Origin of the sequence: Paenibacillus albicereus (genome assembly GCF_012676905.1) — a bacterium.
Taxonomy (GTDB): domain Bacteria; phylum Bacillota; class Bacilli; order Paenibacillales; family Paenibacillaceae; genus Paenibacillus_O; species Paenibacillus_O albicereus.
This window is the reverse complement of the sequence record NZ_CP051428.1, coordinates 4,311,983-4,338,374: the sequence shown is the minus strand read 5'-3', so window position 1 is coordinate 4,338,374 and position 26,392 is coordinate 4,311,983. Positions and strand designations below refer to the sequence as shown.

Genomic DNA, 26,392 nt, shown 5'->3' with positions numbered 1-26,392 from the left:
ATTAATTCCTCTTCCGGCATCGGCAGGAAGGAATTCCGGTCTTTTTTTTCGAAAGGTATCCGAACGTGGCACGCATACCTTTTATCACGCGTATATCCAGTTGCATCCAGCTTGCCGAAAGGAAGGGTTCCATGCTGTTTTTCTACAACGCGTTCCGCAAGATCGCCAAGCTCGACGGCCGGACGCTCGCCGCGTTCGCGGCTCTTTTTTTCCTGCTCAGCCCATTCGTCATCCAGGCGCTGGAGCCGGAGAAGTTCACGAGCTGGTTCCGCTCGCTGTGGTGGGTGATCGTGACGGCGACGACGGTCGGCTACGGCGACTACTTCCCGGTGACGGCGCCGGGCATGGCGTTCGGCATCGTCGTCATTTTCATCGGATTGTTCCTGATCGGCTCCATCGTCGGCAAGACGACGGAGAACTTCGTCAGCTGGAAGAAGCAGAGGGAGGAAGGCAGATTGGCTTACCAAGGCAAGGATCATTACGTCGTCATCGGCTGGTCGGAGGAGAAAATTCGCGACATGATCGAGGAGCTGCTGCTCGCCGATCCGGCCCGCGAGGTCGTGCTCATCGCCAAGCTCGCGAAGACGCCGATGGCGGAGGAGCGCGTGCACTACATTCAGGGCGACGCCACGGAATACGCGACGCTGGACCGGGCGAACGTCTGCGCGTGCAAGGCGGTTGTCATCTTTTCCCCGGAGGGGGTGCCGAATGCCTCGCTGGCGGACGGCCATACGCTGCTGATCGCGACGACGCTGGAGAGCTACGCGGCCCGCCAGGGCAAGGAGATCTACACGATCGCGGAAATACTCAAGGAAAGCCACCGCCACAGCTTCCGCCATGCGAAGGTGGACGAGCTGATCCTGTCGCAGCAGTCGATCTCCCATCTCATCGCCAGCTCGACGGTGAACCAGGGCTCGTCGCGCCTGTTCATGAACCTGATGAGCAAGGACAGCGGGGACGAGCTGTACGGCATCGCCAAACGCCCGGAATGGCGCACGTACAACGACGCCTACGAATGGCTGAAGGCGCGCGGCGCGCTGCTCGTCGCGGACGGCGACGACACGGGCATCATCCGCCGGCTCGGCGACACGATCCCGGAGCAGGCCCGGCTGTTCGTCATCGCCGACTCCGTGACGTATGAGGCGCTGAGTCGGACGGGCGGCTAGAACGCCAGGCATCGGAACCGTCTTCAGCGAATGACGTCATCAGCTTTTCCGCATTTCATTCAGGCCCATCCTCTGCGGATGGGCCTTTTCCCTCTTTTCACCGCATTGCTTCATCGCGATAAAAGTGATCCGAGAGGGAAAAAACGGACGTTTTTGTAGAATAAGGGCCGACAGGAGCAAAGGGGGAGAAGGTGAAGGAGGACTAGGGAAATGAGCAGCGACAGCAATGGCGAGCGTCGGATGGAGCTGGATGTCCGAGAGGCGTTGGATCAGCTGGGGGTAGAGGAGGGGATTCGAGAGCCGCTGCTGAAGCGGCTGGAGGAAGCCGTCCGGAACCGAAGCAGGCGCAAGGGCGGTGAACGCCGTGATCGCCCGCAGGCGTAGCCGCCGCCCCGTCCTCTGCCCGACATCCGGCTCCGCCTGCGGGCCGATGTCCGGCATCCGGCCGCATGATAAGCTGAGTCCATACAAGACCAAGGAAGGGAGCATGTCCATTTGAAGAACGATACAGGCAAGGAAATCCGGCTGGCGGGCATCGGCACGGTAGAGGGCGGCAAGGTCGACCGCGCGATCATCGACGGCATGGGCAAGGTGACGGGCGATCTGGAAAGCGAGAAGGTGATCGTGAACGGCCAGGCGACCTTCAAGGGCTCCGTGCTGGCCGGACGCGCGGAGATCAACGGCTTGGCGGGCATCGAAGGCGGGCTGCGGACGGAGACGTGCCGCGTGGAGGGCAAGCTGACGGTAGAGGAATCGCTCGATGCGGAGGAGGCCAAGGTGAACGGCAGCCTCACGGTGCATGGGCCTTGCCGGATCGGCCGCCTGCTCTCGCACGGCAAGCTCCAGCTCGACGCGCTGAGCGGCGACGAGGCTAGGCTGGAGCTGCGAGGCAGCAGCAGCGTCCGCGAGCTGTCGGTCCGCTATCTGGAAGCATCGGCTCCAAGCGACGGCTTGCTGGGCTGGCAGAAGCTGCTGCCGCTGCCCGTCGTTCAGAACCGCCTGCTGGCGCAGACGATCGAGGGCGAGGACATCGTCCTGGAGGACACGACAGCGAGCCTCGTGCGCGGGGCGAGGGTGCGGATCGGCCCTGGCTGCGAGATCGGCCGGGTCGAATACACGGAGCGGTTCGAGCGGCATGCGGACGCACGCGTGGACAGCGAGGCCCGGATCGGCTGACAAAAGGAGGGATGCCGCATGGCGGCGAAAACCGAATCCGCTGCGCGTCGCCTGTCCCTGACCGGGACGGGCGTATCCGGCGGCGGCAGCTACGCGAAAGCTCGCGTGATTGGGGACGGCATCGTGCACGGGAGCCTGGACTGCGTGCAGCTCGCCGTCACCGGCTCGCTGCGCGTGCACGGAGAGCTGAACGCGCTCAACGCGAGAGTGACCGGCACCGTCTCGGCCGAGGGCCTGTCTGTCGGCCGGCTGCGGCTGACCGGAGAGCTGGTCTCTCGGGACGCCGCGACCGTGCGGGAGCTGCTTGGCTCCGGCTCGTTCGCGTCCCAGGAGTCGTTGCAAGCGGACTGCATCCGTCTAAGCGGCGAGCTGCAGGCGACGAGCTGCTCCGCTTCGGAGGTGCGGATCAAGGGCCGGGCCGCTGTGCCGGGCAAGCTCGACGCCGGCAGCATCATGCTGCAGCTGCATCGCGACTCGTCGATCGGCGAGCTGGTCGGACGGCGCGTCGAGGTGAGCCGGCCGGGCTGGCTCGCCCGGCTGTTCGGTACCGTCTTCCGATCGGTCCGCCCCGCCCGTCTTGACGCTCGCCGCATCGAGGGGGCCGTCGTCCGGCTGGAGCGCACGAGGGCCGACACGGTGCGCGGAGGCAGCGTGACGATCGGCGAAGGCTGCGAGATCGGACGGGTGGACTATACGGAGGAGCTGACCGTGCATCCCGGCGCGGTCGTGAAGGAGCGGCGGCGGATGTGACAGCCGACCGCTTTTTTGGCTTGCCTTCGTTCGCTCCCGCTCGGACCCTGCGGCCATGCGGACGTCCCGCTCCCGCACGGGCGGCCCGCAGCCGAGCATATACTGGCAGCAACCGATTTCTTCCATTGGAGGTGCGGACCCCATGGTCCACCAGCTCGTGAATACGATCCGCCAAGGCGGAGGCTCGGAGCGATGAAGCTGCTGCTCGTCTTTTCGACCCCGAGCGGGGGCATGGAGACGCTCAACCGTATCCGCTCCCGAGCGCTGGCCGCGAGCGGCGTCGACTGCCATGTGCTGTATACGAACGATGGCAGCGGCCTGCAGAACGCCGGCGGATACACCGTGCTCGTCTACCGCGAGATCGCGGACATCCTGGCGCTGATCCGACGGGAAGGATACGACGTGATCGTCGTCTGCTCGCATGTCGTCCTGCTGGAGCAGATCCGGCTCAGCGGGTACGCCGGACGCCTCGTCTTCGAGGTCCAAGGCCTCGGCACGCCGCAGCAGGCGGAGGAATTTCTACGCGATTACGGCAGCGTGCTGCGCCACTGCGCGGACGGCCTGCTCTATCCTGTGACGGACCATCTGCAGGCGATGCTCGGCGGCGCCTGTCCGGAGCTGCCGCAGTTCTGCTTCGACGATCCGCTCGACACGGACAGCTTCGGCTATTCGCGCTTTCCGATCGTGCCGTACCCGATTCTCGGGTGGATCGGCCGCATCGAGCCCAACAAGAACTGGCGCGAGTTCGTCGCGATCGCGGAAGCGCTCGTGCCGTCCTTCCCGGCGCTCGCGCTCTGGATGTTCGAGGACGCCACGCTGTACGATCCGGCCGAGCGTCAGGCGTTCGACGGCTGGCGGCAAGCGTCTCCCCTCGCCGGCCGGCTGACGCTCCGCTCCAACGTTCCCCATTCGCAGATGGCGGACTATTTGAGCCTCATCGGGGATTCGGGCGGAGCGCTCGTTTCTTGCTCGATCCGCGAGGGCTTCGGTTATGCGGTCGCCGAGGCGATGCTGTGCCGGTGTCCGGTGCTCGCGACCGACTCCGGCGGCGTGACGCGGTTCATCGAGCCGCTTCGGACGGGCGAGCTCTACCCGCTCGGCGATATCGGGGCCGCGGCCGCAGGCGCATACCGGCTCATGAAGGACACGGCGTATCGGGAGCTGATCCGCATCCAGGGCGAGCGCCATATCCGCGAGCGCTTTTCCGCATCCGCCTACGTCGACCATTTCCAAGCGATGCTGCAGGCGATGCAGGCGGTCCGGCCCAAGCGCCCTTGACGTTCGACAAAACGATGCGCCGCTCCGCCCTTGCGTCGCGGGCGCTTCGTTCGGTAGAATGGGTCGTAGTTTTTTTCGGCGGCTCGCCGCCAGGAACCGACCCGAGGTGATGGATCATGAAGCTTCCGGCTTCCTTTGAATCGCGCATGAAGGACCTTTTGCATACCGAATACGAGGCGTTTCGCCACAGCTGCGAGCAGCCGAGGGTACAAGCGCTGCGCGTCAACACGCTCAAGCTTGCGGCCGAGGAATTCCTGGCCGTCCAGCCGTTCGGGCTGGAGCCGGTGCCGTGGGCTCCGGCGGGCTTCTATTATGACGGCGAGGAAGACCGTCCCGGCCGCCATCCTTGGCATGAGGCCGGCCTCTACTACATCCAGGAGCCGAGCGCGATGGCGGTCGCCGAGCTGGCCGCGCCGCAGCCGGGCGAGCGCGTGCTCGATCTGTGCGCCGCGCCGGGAGGCAAGTCGACGCATCTGGCCCAGCTGATGCGGGGCGAGGGACTGCTCGTGGCGAACGAGCCGCATCCGGCGCGCGCGAAGATCCTGTCGCAGAACGTGGAGCGCATGGGCGTCCGCCATGCGGTCGTGACGAGCGAGCTGCCGGACCGGCTGTCGCCGCGCTTTCCGGCCTTTTTCGACCGGATCGTCGTCGACGCTCCGTGCTCCGGCGAGGGCATGTTCCGCAAGGACCCGGACGCCTGCGCGCAGTGGAGCCCGGATCACGTCCTCCTGTGCGCGGCGCGTCAGGACGACATCCTCCGGCATGCGGCGCTCATGCTGCGGCCGGGAGGCACGCTCGTCTACTCGACCTGCACGTTCGCCCCGGAGGAGAACGAAGGAGCGGTAAGCCGCTTCCTGCGGGAGCATCCCGAGTTCTCCATCGCGGCCGCGCATCTCAATGAGGGCTTCGGGAGCGGCCGGCCGGACTGGATCGCCGATCCTGCGCCCGGACTGGAGCGGACGGTCCGCATCTGGCCGCACCGGGTGCGCGGCGAAGGTCACTTTGCGGCCGTGCTGCGCAAGGCGGAGGATGCGTCCGCAGGCGGGCGCAAGCTGAAGCACGAGACGGGCCTGCGGCGGGACAAGCTGCCGGAGCCGTTCACGCGCTTCGCCGAGGAAGCTCTCGCCGAGCTGCCGCAGGGCATCCTGCTTCCGTTCGGCGACCAGCTGTACGCGCTGCCGGAGGGCATGCCGGAGCTTGCCGGGCTGAAGGTGCTGCGGCCCGGCCTGCATCTCGGCACGCTCAAGAAGAACCGCTTCGAGCCTTCGCACGCGCTGGCGCTCACGCTGAAGCCCGGGCAGGCGCGCCATGCCGTCGATCTGCCGCTCGGCTCTCCGGAGCTGGCCGCCTACTTGCGCGGCGAAGTCATCGCGGCGGGCGGCGCCAAGGGCTGGCAGCTCGTGCTCGCCTCGGGCCACTCGATCGGCTGGGGCAAGCTTGCCGACGGCCAGCTGAAGAACCACTTTCCGAAAGGCCTGCGCTGGACGGGGGTTCAGTCGGATTAGCTCGAATCTCGGTTCAAAAAGGGAACAAATGTTCGAAAAGCGACTGGTCATTTGCGCCTCCGCAGGTTATACTGGACACAGTCAGGCAATCGGGAGGGCGGAGCGATGGAGCAGATGCTGCAGCGGATCTTTTCGGCGCTGGAGGGCATGGACGAGCGGTTCGATCGAATCGACGGTCGTCTGGACAAAATGGACGGTCGTCTGGATAAAATGGACGAGCGCTTGGACAAAATGGACGGTCGTCTGGATAAAATGGACGAGCGCTTGGACAAAATGGACGGTCGTCTGGATAAAATGGACGAGCGTCTGGAAACGATCGACGGTCGTTTAGACAGAATGGACGAGCGTCTGGAAACGATCGACGGTCGTTTAGACAAAATGGACGAGCGTCTGGATACGTTCGAGCAGCGCCTGGACGTCGTGGACGAGCGGCTCGGCCGTCTGGAAGAAGTCGTCGATTCGGTCCAGACCCAGGTCACGGCCTTGAGTGGTCAAGTGTTCGACCTCCATGAAAAAGTAGACGCCTACCATCTGGAGAATATTTCTGCGGACGAAAAGTTGCTGAGCGAGATCATCAGCCTCCGCGGAACCGTGGAATTTCACGATCATAAGATCATGCAGGTGGAGAAGGAGATGTTCTTCCTCAAAAAGCAGCACGCTTGATCGGGCTTCAGCCTAGCCGAGGGCATCATTCCTGCCATTGCTTCCGCTGGCCTTCCGCCTCGATTGTCTCCTCGTGCCAAGCAGAAAAAGGCTGTTCCCCGTCCAGCAGACGGAAGGAACAGCCTTTTTCATCGTTCATCCGACGGCGAATCCTCGCAAATTGGCGCGGCCTTCTCAGCCCAGGCCAAGCCCTAGCTCCGCCAGCGGGATGTCGCGGACCGAGTCGACGATCCAATCGGCTTCGGACAGGTCCTGCTGGCCGGAGTTCGGGTTGCGCAGCCCGATCGCGCGCATGCCCGCCGCCTTGGCGGCACGCACGCCGTTGCGGGAGTCCTCCAGCACGACGCAGGCGTCCGGCGAGACGCCGAGCTGGCGGGCCGCCTCCAGGTACACGTCCGGCGCGGGCTTGCCCATCGGCACTTCCTCCCCGCTGACGATGCAGCCGAACTTGTCCAGCAGGCCGAACTGACCGAGCACCGCTTCGATGAAGACGCGGGGCGAGGACGAGGCGACGCCGATGCGCACGCCGGCGGCGAGCAGACGGTCGGTCAGCTCCGCGATGCCGTCCATCGCGGTCAGGCCGCTCGCCGCCAGCGCCTCCAGCTTGCGGTTCATCTGGAGCTCGATGATTTCGGCGATGGAAGGCTCGAAGCCGAACTGCTCCCGCAGCAGCTTCCACATCTCCGGGTTGGTCATGCCGACGTAAGGCTCGAGTCCATGCTGGTCGATCTCCGCGCCGAGCGCCTTGACCGTCTCGATGTCCACCTCGAAGTGCAGCGGCTCGCTGTCGATGATGACGCCGTCCATGTCGAACAAAAAGGCTTGCCGTGTCATAAGGGTCTCTCTCCTCTGTTAGTTGTGCGGGCCATCGCTCGCCGTTCCGTCTCCAGCCGTCCGCCCGACGATCGGGATCCACAGCTCGTTGCGTGACCTTTCGTTCTTCAAGCCTACCCTGCTCTCCGCGCCCGGCGCCTAGCCGTAGACGCGCGCCTGCGGCAAGCTTCCGGCCCGGCCTTCTCCTATTTTGCGCGCTCCGAGGGCATGGCCGCAACCTCCGGCTTTCCGCTTGACGCGTTTTATATATTAGATTATGATCTAATTAGATTTACATCTAATAATAAAAGGGGGAGCGTCATGCAGCTGGAAAAAGTCGTCGCCTACCATAAGGCGCTCGCCGATCCGACCCGCATCCGCATGCTGATCCTGCTGGCGGATGGGGAGCGCAACGGCCTGGCGCTGGCCGAGAGGCTGTCGCTCGCGCCGGCGACGATCACCCATCATGCCGCCAAGCTTCGGGAAGCCGGGCTGATCGGAGAGCGGCGGGAGAAGAACGCGATCTATTTTTCCCTGAACGAATACTTCCTGCGCGATGGCGCGGACGCCGCGATGGAGCTGATCCTGCGGTCGCGCGCAGGAGCGGAGAGAGAGGAGACGGACATGGACGAATCGAGGCCAGCCGAGGAGCAGGCGCGCCAGGAGGAGCTGGAGAAGTATCGGAGCGCCGTGCTGCGCAGCTTCTTCGACCGAGAGGGCAGGCTGAAGAGCATTCCCGCCCAGCTGAAGAAGAAGCTCGTCGTGCTGGAGCAGCTGGCGCGCAAGCTGGAGCCGGGACGCAAGTACCCGGAGAAGGAGATCAACGCCTTCATCCGCGAGGTCCATCCGGACTTCGCCACGCTTCGACGCGAGTTCATCATGCACCAGTTCCTGTTCCGCGAAAAGGAGGTCTACGAGCTCAACCCGGTCGAAATGTGGCCGCGCTGGGCGGAGCTGTCCTGACCCGGCCATGCAGCGGCCGCTTCGCCCGACGCGGCGAATGCGAAGCTTCGGCCAAGCGGAATCGAAAGCCGTTCAGCCCGCCCTCATCGGCGGGCTTTTCCGCTTGTCCGATCGATGGGCAGGCACATAATCCGTTTATTCGTCGGCCATACTAGGCCCTGAATCTGCCAAGCGAGGAAGAGGAGGGGGCGGCATGGCCGGAAGCTGGAGCCAGATCGACAAGCGCGTGCGCAAGCCCGCATCGGTGCCGGTCCTCGACGATGTCCTGGACCAGTACGGCAGCATGAAGGGCTCCCCGCGGCTGGACGAGATGCTGCGGATCGTCAAGGAGGTTTACGCCGAGACGGACGACCTCTCGATCCGCCAGCTGCGCTTGTTCGGGGAGTTCGATGCGGCGGCGGTTTTTCTGGATACGATGGTGGACAAGCAGGTGCTCAACGACCATCTCATGCGCCCGCTCATGGAGCAGCCTGCCCCCGCCAGGCTGGAGAAACTCCGCACCCGCCGCCTGATCGACATCGTGCTCAGCGAGGAGCTGCACGAGATCAACGCCTACGCCGAATCCAACGTCGTTCCGATGCTGCAGGCGATCTCCGCCGGCCGGACGCTGCTCTGCTTGGCCGGCTCCCATGACGCGATCATCCTGCAGACGCGGAAGGTGGAGAAGCGGGCGATCGAGCAGCCGCAGACCGAGCAGGTCATCCGCGGCCCGCGCGAGGGCTTCATCGAGGTGCTCGATACGAACCTGACGCTGCTGCGCAGCCGGCTGCAGACGACGGAACATGTGCATCAAGCTCGCGCCGCTCGGCCAGCGGGGCAAGACGCGGACGGCGGTCTGCTACCTGAAGAGCATCGCCGATCCGGCGGTCGTCGGCGAGGTGCTTCAGCGCGTCTCCAAGATCGATACGGACGCCATCCTAGACGCCGGCTATATCGAGCAGTTCATCGAGGACCAGCCGTTCTCGCCGTTTCCGCAAATTCAGAATACGGAGCGCCCGGACAAGACGGCTGCCGCCCTGCTGGAGGGACGAGTAGCGATCCTGGCGGAAGGCTCTCCGTTCGCGCTGATCGTGCCGACGTTCTTCACCCAGTTCTACCAGTCGCTCGACGACTATACGGAACGGTTCCTCATCGGCAGTCTGATCCGGATCGTGAGGCTGGTCGCGCTGATTTCCTCGCTCATCTTTCCCGCCCTCTACGTCTCGCTCATTTCGTTCAACCCGGAGCTGATTCCGACGGACTTCGCCGTGGCGGTCGCCGGAGGAAGGGCCGGGGTGCCCTTTCCTTCCTTCGTCGAGGTGCTCATCATCGAGGTCTCGATGGAGGTGCTGCGGGAAGCGACGATCCGCCTGCCGCAGCTGATCGGGGGAGCGCTCAGCATCGTCGGCGTGCTCGTCATCGGGCAGGCCGCCGTATCGGCGGGCTTCGCCAGCCCGATTACGATCGTCATCGTCGCGCTCACCACGATCGGCTCCTTCGCGACTCCCGCCTACAACTCGGCCACGGCGCTGCGGATGCTGCGCTTTCCGCTCATTGTTCTGGGAGGGACGTTCGGGCTGTTCGGCGTCATGATGGGCGTGCTGTTCATCGCCAACCACATGCTCGCGCTGGAATCGTTCGGAGCGCCGTACCTGTCGCCGTTCGTGCCGGGAAGCTGGCAGGGGATGAAGGACATGCTCGTCCGGGGGCCGATCTGGTGGTTGCGCAAGCGTCCGTCGCATCTGCATCCGCAGGATTCCGACCGGCTTCCGCCCGATTCCGCGCGCCTGCCGATGGAGCGGGTGCTTCGCTCCGGAGGAAGAAGGGGGCCGCAGCGGCATGAATGATTCCCGGGCCACGAGCGGCATGATCTCATCGTTCCAGCTGGGCGCCGTCGTCGCCAGCTCGATCGTCGGCATCGGCGTCCTGACGCTGCCCCGCCTGGCCGCGCGAGCGGTGGAGAGCGGGGCTCCGCTGCTCGTCTTTGCCGGCATGACATGCGGCATGCTCTTCCTTGCAGCTCTCGCTTATTTGATGAGCCGCCATCCGGGACAGAGCCTGTTCCGCTTCAGCGAGCAGCTGATCGGCAAGGGGGCGGCGCGCGTCCTCAACGGGCTGCTGATCCTTTATTTTCTGTTCGTCAGCGGCATGACCGCACGCCAGTTCGGAGAAGCGGTCGTGCAGGTGCTGCTGCAAAAGACGCCGATCGAGATCGTCGTATCGTTCCTGATCCTGCTGGCAGGACTGTCGTGCCGCCGGGATCGGCTCAAGTTCGTCTTCGTGCATCAATTCTACCTTCCGTTCATCCTGCTGCCCGGTATCGTCGTCGTAGCCGTATCGATGCAGAACGCAGAAATGGCGAATCTGCTGCCGGTCCTCGGCAACCGCTCGTTCGACTGGGGGGGCGAGCTGATCCAGATCGCAGCCGCCTCTCAGATCGCGTTCGTCATTGTCCTGCTCGGCCCGATCCTGCGGCGGCCTCGCCGGGCGGTGGCGGCGACGGCCCTCGGCGCCGTCTTGGTGACGCTGCTCTATACCGCGATCGTCGTCGCGACGATCGCCGTCTTCGGCGCCGAAGAGGTCAAGCTGCTGACCTACCCGACGCTGGAAACGGCCCGCAGCGCCTCGCTCGGCTCGGGCCAGCGCCTCGACGCGCTGTTCCTGATCGTGTGGGTCATCTCCATTTTCACCTCCGTCTACTCGACCTATTACTTCTGCGCGTACGGAACGAGGGAGCTGCTCGGCCTGCGCGACCAGAGGATGATCGCCACGTTCGGCATGCCCTTCGTCTACGCGGCGGCGCTTCTGCCGGCCAACATCTTCGAGCTGTACCGCTGGTCGGAACGGCTCAACCTGTACGGGGCCATCCTGTTCGCCGGGTATCCGGCGCTGCTGCTGCTCCTGTCCCTGATCCGGAGAAGCGGCCGGCGGACCGAGGAGGCGGAAGGCCATGCGTAGCCTGCTGCTGGCGGCGCTGGCGCTGGCGGGCGGGCTGCTGCTGGCGGGCTGCTGGGACCGGCAGGAGCTGGAGGACCGCGCGCTCATCCTCGGGATGGCGATCGACGAGGCGGATGGCGACGAGAAGGACGAGCATGCGACCCACTTGACCCCGCCGCCGACGGTGAAAGGCAAGAAGATCCGCATTACGGCGCAGATCGCCATACCGGGGAGAGTCCCGCTCGGACCGAGCGACAGCGGGGGCGGCGGCAAGGAGGGGGGCATGCCCGTCTGGGTCGTTCGCGTCACCGGATACTCGATCGACGACGCGCTGAACAACCTGCAGCAGGAGATTGCCGATCCGCGGAGCCTGATCCATCTGCGCGTCATCGTCATCAGCGAAAAGATCGCCCGGCGAGGCGTGGAGGACCTCAACGACTATTTCCGTCGAAACTCGGAGGTCCGCCGCTCCACCTGGCTGCTCGTCTCCGACATCGAAGCGGACAGGCTGATGGGCGTGGCCCCGCCGCTGGAACGGATCCCCAGTCTCTACCTGCTGTCGATGATCGAGAAATCGATGGAGATGGGCAAATTCCCCAAGGAGTACATCGGCAGCTTCTGGACCGCCGAGTCGAGCAAGGGGCAGGACGAGTTCCTGCCGTACATCTCCATCCGGCAAAAGGAGAACATCCTGCTCAAAGGAATCGCCCTGTTCAGCGGAGGCAGGATGGTCGGCCACACCGAGCCGATCGAGATCGGCGCCTACATGGCGCTCAAAGGAATGAATCCGGGCGGCTACTCGAACTTCATCCAAGTGCCGGACGTGGGAACGCTCATGCTCACTACGTTCCGCCGACAGGCCGAGACCGATATCAGGATCGAGGACGATGTCCCTCATATCCGCATCAAGGTGCGGCTCGACACCCGCATCGAGGAGCGGCTGGACAACGAGTCCGACGCCTACACCGCCTCCGACTACCGCAAGATCGAGGAGCACTTGGAGGAGAATGTGTCGCGGATCCTGCGCGGATTCATCCGGTCGACCCAGCAGCTGAAGTCGGACCCGTTCGGCTTCGGAGAAGCCCTGCGCGGGCAGTATCCGAGGTATTGGAACCGCCATATCGAGACAAAGAGCGATTGGGAGAGCCTCTATGCCCAGACGCGCTTCGATATCGGCTGCGAGATCTACATCCGCCGCGAAGGCTTGAAAACGAACTAGGAGGAATCGCGAGATGCTGATGACCCGCCTGCTGTCCCTGTCCCTGCTGCTGGTATGGATGTCGATGACGGGCTTGATCCTGATCGCCGTCGACGCGCCGATCTGCCGCTTCCTGCGGATGGAGAGGGAGCAGCGCGGCGCCCGAGCGCTCGGCTGGTCGCTGATCGCGGCCAGCTTGCTGGCGGGGATCGACTTGGGCGCCTGGCGCTTGTTCCGCTGAGGCATAGGCGTCGCCCCCCTGGCGAAGACTAGAGCCGTCGTTCGCGACGAGATCGAGAAGATGAATCGAGAAGAGAAGAGGGATGCGCATATGACAGGGAGCTCTAGGGACGCCTCGCGGCACGGACAGCATGAGGGCCGGGACATGCAGGAGATTCTGTCCGGCATGGTCGCGGTGCTGGACCAGTTCGTGCTGTTCCGGGAGGCTGCGCTCGATCCGGAGCTCAAGCAGCTTCTGGACCGCCAGCATCGCTTCATGCTGGAGCACTACCATCTGACGCTGGAAAGCTTCGCCGCCGGCCGCAAGCCCCATCGGGACACGCAGGCTTATCTCATTCCGAACCTGCCACCGGTGAAGTTCGGGACGTCTCCGGCGGCTCCTTCCGCCCCGATCGCCCAGCCTTCCGAGCTGACGGACAAGGGCATCGCGGGCTATGCGCTGGGCTTGCTGAAAAGCCAGGCCTCGCTGCTGGCGATGACCAGCCTCGAGCTGGCGCATCCGGTCTGCCGCCGCGTCGTGGCCGCGCAGGTGCCGGACTATATCGAGATGGCCTATGAAGCGTTCCTCTATCTGAACGGCCGGGGCTGGTACCAAGTTCCCGCGCTTCCGGACGCGGAGGCGCAGCGGATCGCCTCCTCCTTCGCGCCGCAGCCTCGGCCTGCGGGAGCTTCCGGCCGCTGACGCCCCGACTCCGGCCGCGCTGGAACGGTTACACTCATTCTTTCCCTTTCGTCTATGGCTGAAGCTGCGGTAAGCTAAGGCGGAGGAAAGAGGGAGATACATGGACATCTACGCCTATCCGCCGCTCCCGAAGAGCGGTATTCGAAAAGAACTGAACGCCCTGGGCGTAAGCGAAGGCATGACGCTGCTCGTCCACTCGTCGCTGAAATCGTTCGGCCGCTGGATTCCGGGCGGCAGCCAGGCGGTCGTCGAAGCGCTGGAGGAGGCGGTCGGGCCGACCGGCACGCTCGTCATGCCGACTCAGACGGCCGACCTTTCCGAGCCGTCCAACTGGATTCATCCGCCGGTGCCGGAATCGTGGTGGCCGATCATCCGCGAGGAGATGCCGCCGTTCCGCCCGGACCTGACGCCGACGCGGGCGATGGGAGCGGTCGTCGAGGCGTTCCGGCGCCGCGAGGGGGCGCGGAGGAGCGCTCATCCCCAGCTGAGCTTCGCGGCTCGCGGACCGCTCGCCGAAGCGATCGTCGGAGAGCATCCGCTCGTCCCTCCGCTCGGCGAATCGTCCCCGCTCGGAAGGCTGTACGAGCACGGGGCGCATGTGCTGCTGCTCGGCGTCGGCCATGTCAACAGCACCTCGCTCCATCTGGCGGAGCACCGGGCCGACTGGCCGGGCAAAAGGATGATCCGCCAGGGAGCGCCGATGCTCGAAGCGGGCGAGCGGCGCTGGGTCGAATACGAGGAGCTGGCTTATGACGACAGCGACTTCGAGGCGATCGGCGAAGCGTTCGAGGCCTCGCATCCGCAAGCGCGGCGGGCCACGATCGGGGCCTGTCTCGCCCGGCTCATGCCGATGCGGGCGCTCGTCGATTTCGCGGCGGAGAAGATGGCTCGGCGCCGCCCCGGCTTAGACCGATAATCGCAAGGCCGGAAGCGGTACGACCGCTCCCGGCCTCTTTTGGCTTCGGGCCAGGCATAGGAACGGCGGCACGGGGCTACCCTACCCGGGAAGGGAAGGGATCGAGATGGCAGAGCAGGAAGCAAAAGGCTTGCCCTGGTGGCAGCTGTCCTTGTTCGGAGCGGGCTGCACGATCGGCACCGCGTTTTTCCTCGGCTCGGGCATCGCGGTCCGCACGAGCGGCTGGCTGGCGCTGCCCGTATTCGCGGCCGTGGCCCTAGCCACTTATTTCGTCTACGAGGCGCTCGCCCGGATGACCGCGGAGCATCCGGACAAAGGCTCGTTCCGCACCTATGCCGGACAGGCCTACGGGCGCTGGGCCGCCTTCGGCACCGGCTGGATCTACTGGTTCTCGGAGCTGCTCATCCTCGGCGGCACGCTGACCGCGCTCGGGCTGTTCAGCCAGGCCTGGCTGCCCTCCGTGCCGCTGGGGGCGTTCGCCGGCGGCTATGCGGTGCTGGCGCTGCTCGTCGTCGTGCTCGGCTCCAAAGGCATCAACGCCGCCGAGAATCTGTTCGCCGTCGTCAAGATCGCCGCCGTCATCGGCTTCATCGGCGTGTGCGCCTGGTGGCTGCTGCGCGGCCTGGCCTCTCCCTCGGAAGCGCCGAACGGCTGGCGGGAAGCGGCCTCGCCGGGTTGGGGAGGCGTCTGGAGAGGGCTGCTGTACGGGTTCTATGCGTTCAGCGGCATCGAGGTGATGGGCTTCATGGCGGCGGGACTGCGCAAGCCCGAGCAAGCGCCCAAGGCCGGCGCGTTCATGCTCTCGCTGATCGCCGTGCTGTACATCGGCTCCATCGCCCTTGCCATGCTGCTCGTGCCGGCCGCCTCGATGAAGCCGGACGCGAGCCCCCTGATCCTGGCTCTGGACGGACTTCGCCTGACCGCGCTGCGCCATGCGCTGAACGGCGTGCTGATCGTATCGGGCTTCAGCATCCTCGTCGCCTCGCTGTACGGCGTCTCGACGATGCTCGTCACGCTCGCGCAAGGCGGAGACGCTCCCGCCTGGACCGGGCGCACCTGGGGCAAGCGCAAGCTGCCTGCGGCCGCGCTGCTCGTCAACGCCGCCGGGATGGGCGTATCCGTCGTGCTGGCGCTGCTGCTGCCGCGCAGCCTGTTCGAGCATCTGGCGACGGCGGGCGGCCTTGTCCTGCTTTACGTCTGGACGATCATCGTGCTGTCGTACCTCAAGCTGGGGCGTCCTGGAGCATGGGGGCGGATCAAATCCTGGACGGCGATCGTCCTGATGGCCGCCGCGGCGTCCGGAGCGCTGTCCGAGCCCGCCGGACGTCCCGGTTTTTACGCCAGCCTCGGCATCGCGGCCGCCGTCGCCGCCGCGACCTTCGTCATGCACCGGCGCTGGACGGCCGCCGCCGAGCGGCAGCGGCTTCGCGACGATGCCCGTAGCCGCCGCCGCTTTCCGGGCGGCCGGGCAGGAGGGGGAGCCCGGTGAGCAGGCATCGTCGTGGCCCGGGCTTTCGGACGGACGCGAAAAAAGCCGCTTCCGCCGTCCAAGAAGGACGGCGGGCGGCTTGTTCGGCTTGGCTCGGACGACGCTTGCCGAGACCCCGCGGGGGTTCATTTCTCGGCGTCAGGGGCGTCGGGGAGGAAGGAGCTGACCTTGGCGATCGGCCCAGTCGGAGCGGATGGACGATCAAGTCCGGATGCGCTTTGTTCCGCAGCGCCGCTCGCCGGAGCGGGAAGGTCGGGAGCGGACGACCCGGCGGCAGTCGACGCGGGAGCCCCCGCCTCTTCGCCGCGCCCCAGCCGCCCGCTCAGGAACGGGCAGCGGGAGAGCGCGCTGTCGTCGTCGCGCAGGAAGTACTGCTGCCACTCGTAGTTGTCGGTCTGGCCGTACCACTTCAGCGCCGGATGAGCGGGAATCTCATCGTAGTCGGCCAGGCGGGAGCGGATGAGCGTCTTCATCTTGCGGCCGAGCGACGTGCCGTCGTTGATCGCCTCGAACACCCAGCGCGGCTGGAACGCGGCGAGCATGACCGGGAACGACCGGCTGCGCCGCAGCCGATGCGCCGGGGTCGCGCAGAACGCGAAGTAAGGCTCGCCGCCGAAGCAGAATTCCCAGTCGTGGCGATGCGGATCGCGCGGTATGCCTTCGGGCCAAGGCTGGCGGTCCTGGAGCGAGACGCGCCTCATCAGCGACCAGAACAGCGACTCGAACCGCTTTACGGGAGCTCCCGCGAGCGCGGGCGGCGTATGGAAAAAGACGGCGAGCGAGGCATACTTGCCGGTAGCGCGCGACACGGGGCCGTACTGCTCCAGCAGCGAGGCGAGATCCCGCACGGCTTGCGGCGTGCGCGGATCGGCCGCGAAGCCGTAGCGCAGCTGGCCGCTCAAATACCCCTGGCGCCCCGGGACGCAGGGGTAGGTGTCGGCATCGTCGGCGACCATCTCGCCGAAGCTGCGCCAGGCGGCCAGCTGCCAGGGCTCCAGCCGGGGGCCGATCTCGTCGAGGGTGCGCTTGTCGTAAAGCGTCGTCATCTGTCCATGCTCCTCCTTCTTCCGTCCCGTCATCGTATGACGGGAGCGGAAGGGAGGTGTACGTCCGCCCGGATGCCGGCGCGCCGGCGAAGCACGGACGAAGCGCGTCGACCTGCTTACGCCGCTTGTCGCGATCGGTCTGCTCCCCCTCTTTCGACGGTGCTGAGGCGGAACGGCCGAGGACCCCGCTCAGGCGGCCAGCTCGGCGAGCGCTTTCCAGCCGAAGTACAGGCCGAATACGAGCAGCGACAATCCGGCCGCCGCCGAGATGCCCTGCAGCAGCCTTGCGCTCGCGAAGCGCTTCAAGGAGCTGGCGAGCGTCGCCATGACCGCGTCCCAGAGCAGGATGCCGGCGAAGATGCCGGTGCTGTGCAGCAGCAGCATCGACAGCCCGCCTTGCCCGGAGCTGCCGGCGATGATCGAGCCGTAGATGCCGAGCCAGAACAGGATGTTCAGCGGGTTGAGCAGCGCCATGAGGAAGCCGGAGCGCAGCGAGCCGAGGCGCGAGGCGACCTCCGAACCTCGGCCGGCCAGCGGCGCGGAGGAGGACCGCATCGTCTCGATGCCCGTGTAGACGAGCACGAAGAATCCGAACGACCAGAGCAGCGTGCGCATGAACGCCGTATCGAGAAAGTGGGCGACGCCGAAGTAGATCAGCAGCATGTAGAGCGCGTCCGCCGCCATCGCGCCGAGCCCGACGAGCCAGGCATGCAGGAACCCGAAGCGGGCTCCCCGGTCGAGCTGGGCCGCGTTGATCGGCCCGATCGGCGCGCTCAGCGACAAGCCCAGCACGACATACGTCAAGAAAGCATTCACCTTGCATCCCTCCCCGGAGTCGACCAGGCCTGCCTGGTCAAGCTCATTGTATTCCGGGGCTGTCCCTTCTCATGCCTGCTGCCGGAGGATCGTACACCTCGACCCGGATCGGCGTGCAGACGTAGCCGTTGCATTCGCTCTCGGAGCAGGGGCAGGCGGAGATGGCGCAGATGAGGTCCGCCTCTGCCCGCAGCTCGATCGCGTCTCCCGCGCGCGAGGTCGGACGCTTGACGGCGATGCTGCCGTCCGGACCGATGACCGTGTTCATGAACAGGTTGAACGGGTAGTGCTGGTCCGGCTCCGGCAGGCCGTAGGCGGCGAGCGCCCGGCTCAGGTTGTCGTGGCAGCTGGCGTGGTCCTTCTTGGCGTACAGCACCTCGTACATTTCCCGCCGGCAGGCGGCGTTGATGAAGTCATGCACGCCGCAGTCGTCGCTCAGCACGGTCAGGATCGGGCGGTACTTGTTGGAGTAGAGGATGTCTCCCGGGACGACCTTCATCTTGTGCAGGGCGTCCATCGTGACGTTGGGATCGATGCGCTCGGACGGGTCGTCGGCGCGGTAGACGACGAAGTCGGCCACCTGCTCGCCTTGCACGTCGGTGACGCGGATCGTCTGGCCTTGGCGGACGCGGAAGCCGAAGCCTTCCGTGGCGGGCACGAGCCGGTCGAGGGATTGCATGGGCGGGTTCGCCTCCATCTGGGAAAAGTAGGCCTTCCGCGCGAGCGAGGCGGCAGCGAAGGCCCCATCCTCTCAGTATGGCTGGCGCCGTCCCGCTCCATGCGGCCGGCGCGCCGGTTGTGCGGCGTGCCGGCCGCATGCTATCCTGCTTGATGACAAGTCCGATCGGCCTTGCGCCGACGGAAGCAAAGGAGACGTGCATCATGAGCAAGGGCGCATTCATGGGAGAGGACCGGCAAGCATGGCTGGACTCGTTTTCGTTTTCGATTCCGCTGAAGATCCGCTATTGCGAGACGGACATGCTGGGGCATGTCAATAATGTGAGCTATTTCATGTACTTCGAGCAGGGAAGGATCGAGTACTTCGAGAATTTGGAACTGACGGAAGATTTATTCAGCCAGAAGAACGTATCCGTCGTCGCCGACCTGGAGTGCCAATACCTGGATCAGATTTATCTCAAGGACGCCCTGCGCCTGCATGTCAAGACGGCGCGCCTCGGCCGCTCGTCGATCGACATCCACTACGCGCTGACGGTGGACGGCAAGCTCAAGGCCTCCGGCCGCGGCGCGATCGTCCTGATCGACACCGCAGGCGGCCGTCCGACGCCGATCCCCGAGCGGGCGCGCGAGGCGATCCGGCGCTTCGAGGGACCTCGGCTGGAGGAGTAGCCCGCCTTAGGTCCAGGTACAAGAACCGGCTGCGGCCCGAAGGCGGAGGCACGCCCGCCAAGGTAAGCTTTTCTTCAGGAACAATCGTACATCATGTGGCGGCGGAAAGCTTCGCAGACTATTTCTCGCCCTTGTCCCGTATGTATATCGTAGCGAGCCGCTCCAGGCTCCGGGGAAAGTCTCCGGCAGGGCGGCCGCAGCCAGAGGAGGAAGCGTACGTGCACGCGAGCAGCCAGCATCGAATTCTTGTCCTGACCGGGACGCTGGGCGAAGGCCACAACCAGGCCGCGCGGGCGATCGCGGAGGCGGCCGCGGGAGCCGCCCCCGGCGCCGAGGTGACGGTCGTGGACTATATGAAATGGACGCATCCGAAGCTCCATTCGGTCGGCCGCTTCTGCTACATGCAGGGCATCAAGGGAATGCCGTCGGCGTACGGCGTCCTGTACCGGGCGACGCGCGAGGACAATCGGCTGTCCCTGCTGTTCAAGCAGCTGCGCACGTTCCGCACGGAGCGCATGCTGCAGCTGCTCGAGCAGCTGCGGCCGACGGTCGTCGTCTGCACGTTCCCGGCTGCGGCAGCTGCGATGTCCCATCTGCGGCTCAGCCGTCTGACGCGCGTGCCGACCGTCACCGTGCTCACCGACTACGCCCGGCACAGCTACTGGATCCATCCCGGCACCGACCGCTACATCGTCGGCGCCGAGCCGATCCGCGAGGCGCTCATCGCAAGCGGGGTGTCGCCGTCGCGCGTCGTCGCGACGGGCATCCCCGTGCGCCGACAGTTCGGCCAGCGCCATGACCGCGCGGAGCTGCGGCGCAAGCACGGCCTCGACCCGCAGCTGCCGACGATCCTCGTCATGGGCGGCGGCGACGGCCTGATCGGACGCAGCGTCATGCGCCTCGTCGAGGAGCAGGGCGGACTGCCGAGCGCGCAGTTCGTCATCGTCTGCGGACGCAACGAGCGGCTGCGCCGCCAGCTGGAGGATCGGCTGCCGGGCGCCTGCGGCGGGCATCGCATCCTCGTGCTGGGCTACGTGCCGTACGTGCACGAGCTGATGGCGGCGGCCGACGTCATGGTCACCAAGCCGGGCGGACTGACGGTTTCCGAGGCGCTCTCGCAGGAGCTGCCGATGATCCTGTTCAAGCCGATTCCGGGGCAGGAGCAGGAGAACTCCGCTTATCTGGCCGGCCTCGGCGCGGCCTTGGAAGCGGGCAGCCGCGCGGAGCTGATGGATCAGTTGCGCGCGGTGCTCGTGCATGGGGCGCTGCGCGACCGGCTGCGCCGCAACGCCCAGCGCCATAAGCCGGTCGCCGGCGCTCGCCGCGCGCTCGAGGCGATCCTGGAGCTGCGGGATGCCCGCAGCGCTCCGACGGCTGCGGAGGCGCCCGCGCTGGACGCTGCGGTCGCCGCGGCCGTTGTCGGCGGCGCCGCGCTGCAAGCCTCCGCCGCTGCCGTGGCGCAGGCTTGAGGCGCGGCCGATGGCCGCGGCACTGCGCGGTGGCAACGACCGGAACGAAGGAGCAGGCCTAGCTTGCTCCTTTTTGCCGTTCGCCGGATGCGGCCTCATCGACCGGCTGCTGCGCTTGCGCGGAAGGGGTCCGGACTGCCTTCATGCTTCGCAGGGTGGCGTCCATCGCTAGTTGAACGAGTCCGGACTACCTTCATGCTTCACATGGGAGCGTCCATCGCTAGTTGAAGGGGTCCGGACTGCCTTCATGCCTCGCAGGGTGGCGTCCATCGCTAGTTGAAGGAGTCCGGACCGCCTTCATGCCTCGCAGGGAGGGTCCTTCGCTAGTTGAAGGGGTCCGGACTGCCTTCATGCCAATCGTCCGTCCCTTTCCCGCTGACAGCAAGCTAACGACGAATCAAACTGCTGCAGGTGGAAAATCAGCTTACCCGAAAATGTAACGACTCGGGAGAGGCTTAGAAGCGAAAAGAAGGCGCAACAGGGTCTATATCGCAAGAATTGGAGGTGTAAGAGTGTGAGGAGTCGTTAGCTTGAAAGAAAAGGGAGAATAGGGCTTTTAACCCTCGGAAGAGTCGTAAGCTTTTTGGAGCACGAGCACGAGCACGAGCACGAGCACGAGCATAGCACAGCATGAGCCAGCCTGAGCGCATCACAGAACTTGCAAGCGGCAAGCGTGGAGAAGCGCGAGGGTGGGACGAGGACGAGGAGAGGATGAGGCGGAGGATGAGGCGGAGGATGCGGCCGGGCCGGCGCCCTGATGAAGCAGCGCCCGCCAAAGCCATCCCCCGTACCCGATGCTAAGAGGGGATCCGACGCCCGGCCAGCCGCTTCCCCTTTCAACTTGAATGCGCTATCATAGGAAAAAAGAACGATCGGCATCTTCATTTCTTCAACCTGGAATTCGATGAAAATGAAGGAAATCATCATTCGGAGCAACCGATCCCGCTCAAAAAAAGACTGGATTCTATCCGCAACCTTCACTATCATGATAGAAAACATGCCATGAAGCTTATCCGCATCTTAGGTTTTCAGCAGGAGGCATCCCGATGGAAAATTGGCTCGGTCGCTCGCTCAAGCATAAGCTGTCGCTCCTTACGATTTTGGCGGTGCTCGTCCCCCTTTTTTCGCTCGGGCTTCTTTCCTATTCCATCGCGGAAGGCCTATCGGAAGAGAAGGCCAAGACCGAGGGCATGAAGACGCTGGATCTGCTCCAGGCTTACCTCGACAACATGGTCCGCGACGTGGAGAACATGTCCTTGTTTTTGATCGGCAACGAGAACGTGCAGCAGGACCTGCAGGCCCGGCAGTCCGACCTCCGCAAGCAGACCTCGATCATCAGCTTCCTGACCGACCTGGCTTTTTCCAAGCCGTACATCAGCAACATCGTCATTGAAAGCAACGACGGCCGCGCCGCCTACAGCATCCGTTCCGTCGTCAGCTCGGGGCTGGACGTGCTGCGGGCCGAGGACCCGGAGCACTACGATCCCGCCCGCAAGTTCTGGTCGACCGTCTACCGTCAGGACAGCTCCCTCGAAAGCCATCAGGTGCTCACGCTCTCGCGCCCGATCCGCAGCACGAAAAAATTCGACAAGCCGATCGGCATCCTCCGCATCAGCCTCGACCAGTCGATCATCGCCCGCCAGCTGCGGCAGTCGGAGCTGCAAGGCTCCGGCTCGGTCGTGCTGCTGGACGCCGACAACCGGATCATGGCCGGTCCTCCGCAGTGGGAGCTCAACCGCCCGATCACCGACTATCTGCCCGGCTTGCCGGCGATGGCGGGGGACGGGGGCTCGCTGACGTACGGCGAAGGAGACGGCCGCTCGACGATTCTCTATCGTTCCCTCAACAGCGCGGACTGGAAGCTCGCCGGCGTCATTCCGTTCGAGGAGTACCGTTCGCAAAACCGCTACTTCCTGACGCTGGCGGCGATCGCCGTCTGCATCGCGCTGCTGTTCGTCATCGTCGTCGTCGGCTTCATCGTGCGCAAGGTGACGGGGCCGCTCAGCTCGCTCACGCGCCAGCTCCGGCACGCCCATCCCGACGAGCCGCTGCCGGTGCTGCCGGTGACGACGATCGACGAGGTCGGACAGCTCGTCATCAGCTACAACCGGCTCAGCGCCAAGATCGCCAACCTGACGGAGGAGGTCAAGCGCAGCGAATCGCTCAAGAAGGAGGCGGACCTGCTGGCGCTGCAGGCGCAGATCAACCCGCATTTCCTCTATAATACGCTGTCGTCCGTGCAATGGATGGCGCTCATGAACCAGGACGGGCGTACGGCCGAGATGGTCGGCGCGCTCAGCGACTTCCTGCGGTTCAGCCTCAACAAGGGGCGCGAGTACTGCACGGTGGCGCAGGAATTCAGCCATGTGGACAGCTATGTCAAAGTGCAGTCGATCCGCTATCCGGACCGCTTCGAGCTCGCCGCCTCCGTGTCCGAGGAGCTGCTGGAGCGGCCGATGCTCAAGCTGCTGCTGCAGCCGCTCATCGAGAACGCGCTGCTGCACGGCATCCTCAAGCGGCCGGAGCTGGGCCGCATCGAGGTCGAGGCCGAGCCGGACGAAGGCGCGATCCGCTTCATCGTGCGCGACAACGGCGTCGGCATTCCGGAGGCCAAGCTGGACGCGCTCCGCACGCTGCTCGGCAGGCGCATGCTGCCGGGACTCGACGCCGACACCGGAGGCGACTACGGCAGCTACGGGCTGCGCAACGTGCACAACCGGCTGTTGCTGCACTACGGGCCGGAGGCGGGGCTGCATCTGGACAGCGCGCCGGGCATCGGGACGACCGTCAGCTTCCGGCTGCCGGAGCCAAGCAAGGAGGGAGAAGCATGAAGGTACTGATCGTCGACGACGAAGTCATCATCCGTACGGGCCTCAGCACCGTGCTGCCCTGGAAGGAGCGCGGCTTCGAGCTGCTGGAGCCGGCGGCGTCCGCGGAGGAGGCGCTGCTGCGCCTGCCGCTGGAGCGGCCCGACCTCATCCTGACGGACATCTGCATGACGGGGGCGTCAGGGCTGGAGCTCGCGGCCCAGGCGCTGCGCGACTATCCGGAGCTCGACATCATCGTGCTGTCCGGCTACGACGAGTTCGCGTACGCGCAGCAGGCGGTGCGGGAGGGCGTCAGCGAGTATCTGCTCAAGACGAGCCGCCCCGGCGAAATCCTCGAAGCAGCCGATCGCGCCCGGCTGCGCTGGCAGGAGCGCAAGCGGCGCGCGCAGACGAGCGCGCGGGAGTCGGCGGCTTACCGCGAGCAGCTGCTTTCGCGGCTGATGCTCGGCAGCGGCGAGCCGGACGAGGAGCTGCTGCGCCGGGCGATCGCGGCCTATCCGCAGCTCTCCGGAGTCGGACGCGGCCGGCAGCTGCAGCTATGGCGGCTGGCGGCGGCCGAGCTGCCCGCGCCGAGCGCGGACGGCGCGCTCGCGCCCGGCCGCGTCGAGGCGTCGGTGGCGCGCGCCGTAGCCGCCGCCCGTGCCGCAGCGGCGGGCGAGCGGACGCCTTCGCCGGCGGAAGAGCCGGCCGACGCCGTCGCGCTCGCGGCCTCGCTCGGCTGCCCCGTCGTGCCGGACGCGCGCGCCGGCTGGCTGGCGGCGGCCGCCGTCGAGACGCCGCAGCAGCTGCAGCCGCTGCTGCGGGCGGGGCTGCGCCGCCTGGCCGAGCGCGGCCGGCCGGCGTTCGCCGCCTGCGGCGAGGCGGCCGCGGATTGGAGCGGCCTCGGCCGGGCGCGGCAGACCGCGTTCCATGCGTTCGCCTTCCGCCATCTGGCGGCGCGCTCGGGTCTCGTCTGCCACGATGACGTCGCCGGACGGACCGGCATGCGCCCCGTCTGCACGCCGGAGGAGGAGCGCGGCCTGATCCGGCTGCTGCAGGCGGGCGGCGAAGACGAGCTGGAGCGCGGCGCCGACGCGCTGCTGGAGCTGGCGCAGGGCGACGCGCAAGCGACTCCGGCCACGATGACCGCGTGGCTGTACTCGCTGCTCGCGGCCGCTCGGCGCTCGCTCGAGCGCTCGGCCGCGTCCATCGGGCGGGAGCTGCCGCCGATGCCGGAAGGCGCGTCGCCCGCGGAGCTCGAGGAGCGCCCGCGCGAGGCGCTGATTGCCGAGCTGCGCCTGCTCTCGCGCCGCTGGGCGGAGCAGGGGCGCGGAGGCCACTCCGCCGTCCGCCAGGCGGCGGAGTACATTCGCGCCCATCTCGGCGAGAGCCTGACCTTGCAGCAGGTCGCCCGCAGCCTGCCGATGAACCCGACCTACCTGAGCGAGCTGTTCAAGCGCGAGACCGGGCAGACGTACCTCGAGTTCGTCACGCGCGAGCGGCTCGAGCGGGCCAGGGAGCTGCTGCTGCAGACGCCGGCCAAGGTCGCGAGCATCGCCTCGGAGGTCGGCTACGAGGACGCGAAGTATTTCAACAAGCTGTTCAAGGCGGACACGGGGCTGACGCCGACCGAATACCGCCAGCTTCACGAACGATGACCCCCCTCCTCCCGAAGGATCTCCCCTGCGGCGGGAGCGGGGGTTTTATTATACTGAAAGCAATTCAGGACAGGGGGATGCGAGCATGTACAAGAACAGATTCGGCAAGACGGCACTGGCTTCCGTAATGGCGATGGCGCTGCTGAGCGCGTGCGGCAACGGAGCGGAAGAAAATGGCGGCGCTTCCACGAACGATTCCGGATCCGGCGGCGGAGGCAAAGTCAAGCTGACGCTGTGGCACAACTTCGCCGGCGACGACGCCCGCGCCAAGACGGTTCGCGCCAAGATCGACGAATTCGCCGCGGCTCATCCGGAGATCGAGCTGGATGCCCAGGCCATTCCGGTCGACGGCTATCGCCAGCGGCTGAGCACCGTCGCTGCAGCCGACGAGATGCCGGACGTATTCCTTTCCTACGCGGGCAGCCATATCAAGGGCTTCCAGGAATCGGGCCTCGTGCAGCCGGTTCAAGAGCTGCTGGACGCCCAGCCGGAGTGGAAGGGAAGCTTCCTTCCGGGAGCGTTCGACGGCTCCACGTTCGAAGGCGCGACCTACACGGCGCCGCTCGCGATGTCGGCCACATCCTTCCTGTATTACAACACGGAGCTGTTCCAGCAGCATAACGTCTCCGTTCCGAAAACCTGGGACGAGCTGATGGCGGCCGTCGAGACGTTCAACAAAGCCGGCATCACGCCGATCGCGCTCGGCAACAAGGCGCCTTGGGTCGCGCAGTCGACGATTCTCGGCTCGCTCGCGGACCGCGTCACCGGCACCGACTGGTTCAAGAAAGCCGTCGCCCAGGACGGAGCGGCCTTCACCGATGCGCCGTTCGTCGAAGCGCTCGGCTACTTCAAGCAGCTCGTCGACGCGGAGGCGTTCGACAAAGGCGCCAACACGATCGACAACACGCAAGCGGAGCAGGTGTTCGTTCAAGGCAAGGCCGCGATGATGGTCAGCGGCGCATGGACGCTGACGAACCTGGCTACGACCCCGGAGGACACGCTCAAGAAGATCGAAGTGACCGTGCTGCCGGCTATCCCGAACGGCAAAGGCGATCCGAACACCATTTCCGGCGGCCCGGGCGCAGGCTTCGCGCTCAGCAAGAAGGTCGAGGGCGACCGCAAGCAGGCGGCATTCGATCTGATCTACGCGATCAGCGGTCCGGACGCGCAGAAGGCGATCGCCGAGAGCAACTCGATGGTCATGTACAAGACCGACGTCGATCAAGCGAAGGTCACTTCCCTCTATTACAAGGCGTTCGAGCTCGTCAAGACGGTCGGCATCACGCCGGTCTATGACGCGTACCTGTCCGCCGAAGCCGGCGAGGCGATCAACAACGGCCTGCAGGAAATCATGATGGGCGCAGCCCCGGACGCAGTCGCCAAAAACCTGCAGGACGCGCAAGCCCGCTCGCTCAACCCGTAAGCGCAAGACCAACGTCCGTCCCTCTGCCACATCCGGGAGATCCGCTCCGCGCTTCGCGGGGAGGGTCTCCT

General features: G+C 65.8%; 23 protein-coding genes and 2 pseudogenes. 21 read left to right on the top strand and 4 right to left on the bottom strand.

The window, feature by feature from the left end; genetic code table 11:
* Positions 1–65: 65 nt before the first annotated feature.
* The 7 genes from HGI30_RS19560 (at position 66) to HGI30_RS19530 (ending at position 6,538) form a co-directional block, all read left to right on the top strand.
* On the top strand, positions 66–1,166 hold the full coding sequence (locus HGI30_RS19560) for an ion channel (RefSeq protein ID WP_168909056.1): 1,101 nt from the start codon (positions 66–68) through the stop codon (positions 1,164–1,166).
* Between the two features lie 210 nt (positions 1,167–1,376).
* Positions 1,377–1,550: a hypothetical protein gene (locus HGI30_RS19555; protein WP_168909055.1), complete on the top strand. Its 174-nt coding sequence runs from the start codon at positions 1,377–1,379 to the stop codon at positions 1,548–1,550.
* Between the two features lie 111 nt (positions 1,551–1,661).
* The gene (locus tag HGI30_RS19550) at positions 1,662–2,342 is read left to right on the top strand and encodes a bactofilin family protein (RefSeq protein WP_168909054.1); all 681 of its coding nucleotides are present in this window, start codon (positions 1,662–1,664) and stop codon (positions 2,340–2,342) included.
* 18 nt (positions 2,343–2,360) lie between these two features.
* Complete coding sequence (locus tag HGI30_RS19545) at positions 2,361–3,092, top strand: hypothetical protein (protein ID WP_168909053.1); 732 nt, start codon at positions 2,361–2,363, stop codon at positions 3,090–3,092.
* Positions 3,093–3,284: 192 nt separating this feature from the next.
* Positions 3,285–4,370 carry a glycosyltransferase family 4 protein gene (locus HGI30_RS19540; protein WP_168909052.1) on the top strand — a complete coding sequence of 362 codons (1,086 nt, stop codon included), beginning with the start codon at positions 3,285–3,287 and terminating at the stop codon, positions 4,368–4,370.
* Between the two features lie 116 nt (positions 4,371–4,486).
* Positions 4,487–5,875 (top strand): RsmF rRNA methyltransferase first C-terminal domain-containing protein, encoded by a 1,389-nt coding sequence (locus HGI30_RS19535; RefSeq protein ID WP_168909051.1) that lies wholly within the window; start codon positions 4,487–4,489, stop codon positions 5,873–5,875.
* A gap of 105 nt (positions 5,876–5,980) precedes the next feature.
* A complete protein-coding gene (locus HGI30_RS19530; protein WP_168909050.1) occupies positions 5,981–6,538 on the top strand; it encodes a coiled-coil domain-containing protein in 558 nt (185 codons plus the stop codon).
* 174 nt (positions 6,539–6,712) lie between these two features.
* On the opposite strand, the gene HGI30_RS19525 is transcribed toward HGI30_RS19530, so the two are convergent.
* Entirely contained in the window at positions 6,713–7,372 is a 660-nt protein-coding gene (locus HGI30_RS19525) for an HAD family hydrolase (RefSeq protein ID WP_168909049.1), read from the bottom strand.
* Between the two features lie 300 nt (positions 7,373–7,672).
* Between HGI30_RS19525 and HGI30_RS19520 the strand changes: the two genes are divergently transcribed.
* The 9 genes and pseudogenes from HGI30_RS19520 to HGI30_RS19485 all read left to right on the top strand — a co-directional run bounded on the left by HGI30_RS19520 (position 7,673) and on the right by HGI30_RS19485 (position 15,755).
* Positions 7,673–8,314: a DUF2087 domain-containing protein gene (locus HGI30_RS19520; protein ID WP_168909048.1), complete on the top strand. Its 642-nt coding sequence runs from the start codon at positions 7,673–7,675 to the stop codon at positions 8,312–8,314.
* Between the two features lie 193 nt (positions 8,315–8,507).
* A pseudogene (locus HGI30_RS23355) lies at positions 8,508–9,035 on the top strand (spore germination protein); the annotation flags it as partial.
* Positions 9,036–9,096: 61 nt separating this feature from the next.
* The gene (locus tag HGI30_RS19515; protein ID WP_235680203.1) at positions 9,097–10,140 is read left to right on the top strand and encodes a spore germination protein; all 1,044 of its coding nucleotides are present in this window, start codon (positions 9,097–9,099) and stop codon (positions 10,138–10,140) included.
* A complete protein-coding gene (locus HGI30_RS19510) occupies positions 10,133–11,251 on the top strand; it encodes a GerAB/ArcD/ProY family transporter (RefSeq protein WP_168909047.1) in 1,119 nt (372 codons plus the stop codon). The genes HGI30_RS19515 and HGI30_RS19510 overlap by 8 nt, the downstream gene beginning before the upstream one ends.
* Positions 11,244–12,449 (top strand): Ger(x)C family spore germination protein, encoded by a 1,206-nt coding sequence (locus HGI30_RS19505; protein ID WP_168909046.1) that lies wholly within the window; start codon positions 11,244–11,246, stop codon positions 12,447–12,449. Before HGI30_RS19510 ends, HGI30_RS19505 begins: the two co-directional genes overlap by 8 nt.
* 13 nt (positions 12,450–12,462) lie before the next feature.
* Positions 12,463–12,669, top strand: a complete 207-nt coding sequence (locus HGI30_RS19500; RefSeq protein ID WP_168909045.1) for a CLC_0170 family protein — start codon at positions 12,463–12,465, stop codon at positions 12,667–12,669.
* Positions 12,670–12,813: 144 nt separating this feature from the next.
* On the top strand, positions 12,814–13,350 hold the full coding sequence (locus HGI30_RS19495) for a spore coat protein (RefSeq protein ID WP_206109951.1): 537 nt from the start codon (positions 12,814–12,816) through the stop codon (positions 13,348–13,350).
* Between the two features lie 100 nt (positions 13,351–13,450).
* On the top strand, positions 13,451–14,266 hold the full coding sequence (locus tag HGI30_RS19490; protein ID WP_168909043.1) for an AAC(3) family N-acetyltransferase: 816 nt from the start codon (positions 13,451–13,453) through the stop codon (positions 14,264–14,266).
* 106 nt (positions 14,267–14,372) lie between these two features.
* Positions 14,373–15,755, top strand: coding sequence for an amino acid permease (locus HGI30_RS19485; protein WP_168909042.1), 1,383 nt, complete (start codon positions 14,373–14,375; stop codon positions 15,753–15,755).
* Positions 15,756–16,081: 326 nt separating this feature from the next.
* On the opposite strand, the pseudogene HGI30_RS19480 reads toward HGI30_RS19485, so the two are convergent.
* From HGI30_RS19480 to HGI30_RS19470, 3 genes and pseudogenes are all read right to left on the bottom strand, one after another.
* Positions 16,082–16,801: pseudogene (locus tag HGI30_RS19480) on the bottom strand (YqcI/YcgG family protein); the annotation flags it as partial.
* Positions 16,802–16,990: 189 nt separating this feature from the next.
* Positions 16,991–17,617 carry a LysE family transporter gene (locus tag HGI30_RS19475; protein ID WP_168909040.1) on the bottom strand — a complete coding sequence of 209 codons (627 nt, stop codon included), beginning with the start codon at positions 17,615–17,617 and terminating at the stop codon, positions 16,991–16,993.
* A gap of 43 nt (positions 17,618–17,660) precedes the next feature.
* Positions 17,661–18,296: a DUF1989 domain-containing protein gene (locus tag HGI30_RS19470; RefSeq protein WP_168909039.1), complete on the bottom strand. Its 636-nt coding sequence runs from the start codon at positions 18,294–18,296 to the stop codon at positions 17,661–17,663.
* Between the two features lie 203 nt (positions 18,297–18,499).
* Between HGI30_RS19470 and HGI30_RS19465 the strand changes: the two genes are divergently transcribed.
* From HGI30_RS19465 to HGI30_RS19445, 5 genes are all read left to right on the top strand, one after another.
* A complete protein-coding gene (locus tag HGI30_RS19465) occupies positions 18,500–18,964 on the top strand; it encodes an acyl-CoA thioesterase (RefSeq protein ID WP_168909038.1) in 465 nt (154 codons plus the stop codon).
* A gap of 218 nt (positions 18,965–19,182) precedes the next feature.
* Positions 19,183–20,433, top strand: a complete 1,251-nt coding sequence (locus HGI30_RS19460; protein ID WP_168909037.1) for an MGDG synthase family glycosyltransferase — start codon at positions 19,183–19,185, stop codon at positions 20,431–20,433.
* A gap of 1,046 nt (positions 20,434–21,479) precedes the next feature.
* Positions 21,480–23,264 (top strand): cache domain-containing sensor histidine kinase, encoded by a 1,785-nt coding sequence (locus tag HGI30_RS19455; RefSeq protein WP_168909036.1) that lies wholly within the window; start codon positions 21,480–21,482, stop codon positions 23,262–23,264.
* The gene (locus tag HGI30_RS19450; RefSeq protein WP_168909035.1) at positions 23,261–24,898 is read left to right on the top strand and encodes a helix-turn-helix domain-containing protein; all 1,638 of its coding nucleotides are present in this window, start codon (positions 23,261–23,263) and stop codon (positions 24,896–24,898) included. The genes HGI30_RS19455 and HGI30_RS19450 overlap by 4 nt, the downstream gene beginning before the upstream one ends.
* A gap of 85 nt (positions 24,899–24,983) precedes the next feature.
* Positions 24,984–26,321, top strand: a complete 1,338-nt coding sequence (locus tag HGI30_RS19445) for an extracellular solute-binding protein (protein ID WP_235680202.1) — start codon at positions 24,984–24,986, stop codon at positions 26,319–26,321.
* Positions 26,322–26,392 lie beyond the last annotated feature (71 nt).

Excerpts from the sequence above, each read along its gene's own strand:
- HGI30_RS19555 (WP_168909055.1), top strand. The coding sequence starts at position 1,377 with ATGAGCAGCGACAGCAATGGCGAGCGTCGGATGGAGCTGGATGTCCGA.
- HGI30_RS19545 (WP_168909053.1), top strand. The coding sequence starts at position 2,361 with ATGGCGGCGAAAACCGAATCCGCTGCGCGTCGCCTGTCCCTGACCGGG.
- HGI30_RS19540 (WP_168909052.1), top strand. The coding sequence starts at position 3,285 with ATGAAGCTGCTGCTCGTCTTTTCGACCCCGAGCGGGGGCATGGAGACG.
- HGI30_RS19535 (WP_168909051.1), top strand. The coding sequence starts at position 4,487 with ATGAAGCTTCCGGCTTCCTTTGAATCGCGCATGAAGGACCTTTTGCAT.
- HGI30_RS19530 (WP_168909050.1), top strand. The coding sequence starts at position 5,981 with ATGGAGCAGATGCTGCAGCGGATCTTTTCGGCGCTGGAGGGCATGGAC.
- HGI30_RS19525 (WP_168909049.1), bottom strand. The coding sequence starts at position 7,372 with ATGACACGGCAAGCCTTTTTGTTCGACATGGACGGCGTCATCATCGAC.
- HGI30_RS19520 (WP_168909048.1), top strand. The coding sequence starts at position 7,673 with ATGCAGCTGGAAAAAGTCGTCGCCTACCATAAGGCGCTCGCCGATCCG.
- HGI30_RS19515 (WP_235680203.1), top strand. The coding sequence starts at position 9,097 with ATGTGCATCAAGCTCGCGCCGCTCGGCCAGCGGGGCAAGACGCGGACG.
- HGI30_RS19510 (WP_168909047.1), top strand. The coding sequence starts at position 10,133 with ATGAATGATTCCCGGGCCACGAGCGGCATGATCTCATCGTTCCAGCTG.
- HGI30_RS19505 (WP_168909046.1), top strand. The coding sequence starts at position 11,244 with ATGCGTAGCCTGCTGCTGGCGGCGCTGGCGCTGGCGGGCGGGCTGCTG.
- HGI30_RS19500 (WP_168909045.1), top strand. The coding sequence starts at position 12,463 with ATGCTGATGACCCGCCTGCTGTCCCTGTCCCTGCTGCTGGTATGGATG.
- HGI30_RS19495 (WP_206109951.1), top strand. The coding sequence starts at position 12,814 with ATGCAGGAGATTCTGTCCGGCATGGTCGCGGTGCTGGACCAGTTCGTG.
- HGI30_RS19490 (WP_168909043.1), top strand. The coding sequence starts at position 13,451 with ATGGACATCTACGCCTATCCGCCGCTCCCGAAGAGCGGTATTCGAAAA.
- HGI30_RS19485 (WP_168909042.1), top strand. The coding sequence starts at position 14,373 with ATGGCAGAGCAGGAAGCAAAAGGCTTGCCCTGGTGGCAGCTGTCCTTG.
- HGI30_RS19470 (WP_168909039.1), bottom strand. The coding sequence starts at position 18,296 with ATGCAATCCCTCGACCGGCTCGTGCCCGCCACGGAAGGCTTCGGCTTC.
- HGI30_RS19465 (WP_168909038.1), top strand. The coding sequence starts at position 18,500 with ATGAGCAAGGGCGCATTCATGGGAGAGGACCGGCAAGCATGGCTGGAC.
- HGI30_RS19455 (WP_168909036.1), top strand. The coding sequence starts at position 21,480 with ATGGAAAATTGGCTCGGTCGCTCGCTCAAGCATAAGCTGTCGCTCCTT.
- HGI30_RS19450 (WP_168909035.1), top strand. The coding sequence starts at position 23,261 with ATGAAGGTACTGATCGTCGACGACGAAGTCATCATCCGTACGGGCCTC.
- HGI30_RS19445 (WP_235680202.1), top strand. The coding sequence starts at position 24,984 with ATGTACAAGAACAGATTCGGCAAGACGGCACTGGCTTCCGTAATGGCG.